This is a genomic window from Albidovulum sp. (assembly GCF_049646345.1).
Classification (GTDB): Bacteria; Pseudomonadota; Alphaproteobacteria; order Rhodobacterales; family Rhodobacteraceae; genus Albidovulum.
Map to the genome: position 1 here is coordinate 1 of NZ_JBARVQ010000577.1, position 2,246 is coordinate 2,246.

General features: G+C 64.3%; 3 protein-coding genes. All 3 read right to left on the reverse strand.

The window, feature by feature from the left end; all coding sequences use genetic code 11:
- The coding region (locus WBB85_RS15020; RefSeq protein ID WP_432639410.1) for an ABC transporter permease subunit at positions 1 to 321 on the reverse strand (321 nt) is incomplete at its 3' end.
- Positions 308 to 1,837, reverse strand: coding sequence for an ABC transporter ATP-binding protein (locus WBB85_RS15025; protein ID WP_432639411.1), 1,530 nt, complete (start codon positions 1,835 to 1,837; stop codon positions 308 to 310). The genes WBB85_RS15025 and WBB85_RS15020, both read right to left, overlap by 14 nt.
- Positions 1,834 to 2,246 (reverse strand): XdhC family protein (locus WBB85_RS15030; protein ID WP_432639412.1); only part of this gene is annotated, 413 nt, incomplete at its 5' end. The genes WBB85_RS15030 and WBB85_RS15025, both read right to left, overlap by 4 nt.

Genomic DNA, 2,246 nt, shown 5'->3' on the forward strand with positions numbered 1-2,246 from the left:
GCCCACCGACGCGCCGATCACCGCGCCCATGATGTACTGACCTTCGGCCCCGATATTCCAGATGCCCGCCCGAAAGCCGAGCGCGAGGCCAATGGCGATCAGGATCAGGGGCCCGGCCTTCACCAGAAGCTGGCCGCGCAGGTAGAACGCGAATTCGCCAAAGATCGGGTCCCAGAAAATCGTACGGATTACCACGAATGGGTCCTTGCCGAGCATCGCAAAAAGGATACCGCCGACGACCATGGTTAGAAGGACAGCAACGACGGGCGTGCCGTATTGCCAGAATTGCGAGGGCGTCGGTCGTTTCTCAAGCCTCAGCATGATGCGCGACCTCCATTCCGTGGGCGCCGCCCATCATCAGCCCGATCTCGTCGATCGTGAGGCCCTTCACCGGGCGCGGTTTTGAAAGCCGCCCCTCGTTCAGAACCGCGAACATGTCCGCGATCTCCAGAAGCTCATCAAGGTCCTGGCTGATCACCACGACCCCGGCACCTTCCGCCGCGCGGTTCAGGATCGCCTGCCGGATCGCGGCGGCGGCGGCGGCATCGACGCCCCAGGTGGGCTGGTTGATGACGATGACTTCCGGTGTCTGGTCCAACTCGCGCCCGATCAGGAATTTCTGCAAATTGCCGCCCGACAGGGCGCGGGCGGCGACATGGTTGCCGGGCGTGCGGACGTCATAGGTGGCAATGACCTCATCGGCGAAAGCGCGGGTTGCGGGCCAGTCGATGAAGCCCTTGTTTGACAGCTTGCGCCGCAGATATCCGCTGAGGAAAGCGTTTTCCACCAGTGACATATCGGGTGCTGCGGCATGGCCATAGCGGTCCTCGGGCGCGGCCACCAGACCGGCATTGCGCCGCTCGGACGGGCCGTAGTCGCCCGCCGCATGGCCGTTCAGGCGAACCTTGTCGGGCGCGGTCTTCAACTCGCCCGAGAGCGCCAGCAGCAATTCGTCCTGCCCGTTGCCGGCAACCCCGGCGATACCCAGAACCTCGCCCCGCGCGACGGTGAAACCGACATTCTTCAGCGACGTGCCGAAGGGGATGGGCGAGGCGACCGACAGCTCGGTCACGCCGAGGACCACTTCACCCTTGTCGGCGGCCTTGCGTTCGGGCGGTGTCAGCGTAGCGCCGACCATCAGTTCTGCGAGTTCCCGCGCCGTGGACTGTTTCGGATCGGCAGTGCCGACGACCTTGCCGCGTCTGAGGATCGTCGCGGCATCGCAGAGTGTGCGGATTTCTTCCAGTTTATGCGAGATATAGAGGATCGCGGTGCCCTCGGCCGACAATTGCCGCAGCGTCCGGAACAGGATCTCCACCTCCTGCGGCGTCAGCACAGAGGTCGGTTCATCCATGATCAGAAGCTTCGGGTCCTGGAGCAGGCAACGGACGATCTCCACCCGCTGGCGTTCGCCCGCCGAAAGGTCGCCGACCATGCGCGAAGGGTCGAGCGGCAACCCGTATTCCTCACTGACGGCCCGGATGCGCGCGGCGAGTTCCCGCATCGGAGGCGGGTTTTCCATGCCAAGGGCGACGTTTTCCGCGACGTTCAGCGCCTCGAACAGCGAAAAGTGCTGGAAGACCATCGCCACGCCCAGTTCCCGCGCGACACTCGGCGCGGTCGGTGCGAAGGGCTTGCCCCTCAGCGTCATCCGCCCCTCGTCGGGCTTCACAAGGCCGTAGATCATCTTGACCAGCGTGGACTTGCCCGCGCCGTTTTCCCCCAGAAGCGCGTGAACCTCGCCGACGCCGATCTTGAACGAGACATCCTCGTTCGCTTTCACCCCGGGATAAGACTTGCTTATCCCATTGATATCGATAAGAACTTCCCCCGTCATCCCGCGCGTTCCTTATGTGAGTTCTGGGCGGTTTTTTCTTTCAGTACTTCAGTGGCCACGCCCACCGCAATCGCCTGCGGATGCTTGCCAAGGCTTGGGTCGCCGATCGGGCAGCGGATGCGGTCGATCTGGCCTTCCCCGTGGCCAAGGGCCTTCAGCCGCGACCGGAACCGCGCCCATTTCGTCGCCGATCCGATCAGCCCCGCCGTGCCGAACCCATGGCCCAGAAGCCGGTGACAGATCTCCAGATCGAGCGCATGGCTGAAGGTCAGGACCAGATGCTCGGCATGAGAGGGCGCATCCGCCACCAGATCGGCCGGGTTGGCGGCGATCTTCTGCACGACGCCCTCCGGCACGTCCGGGAAGCGCGTGGCATCGGTGTCGATCCAGGTCAGGCGCAGGCCCGGCA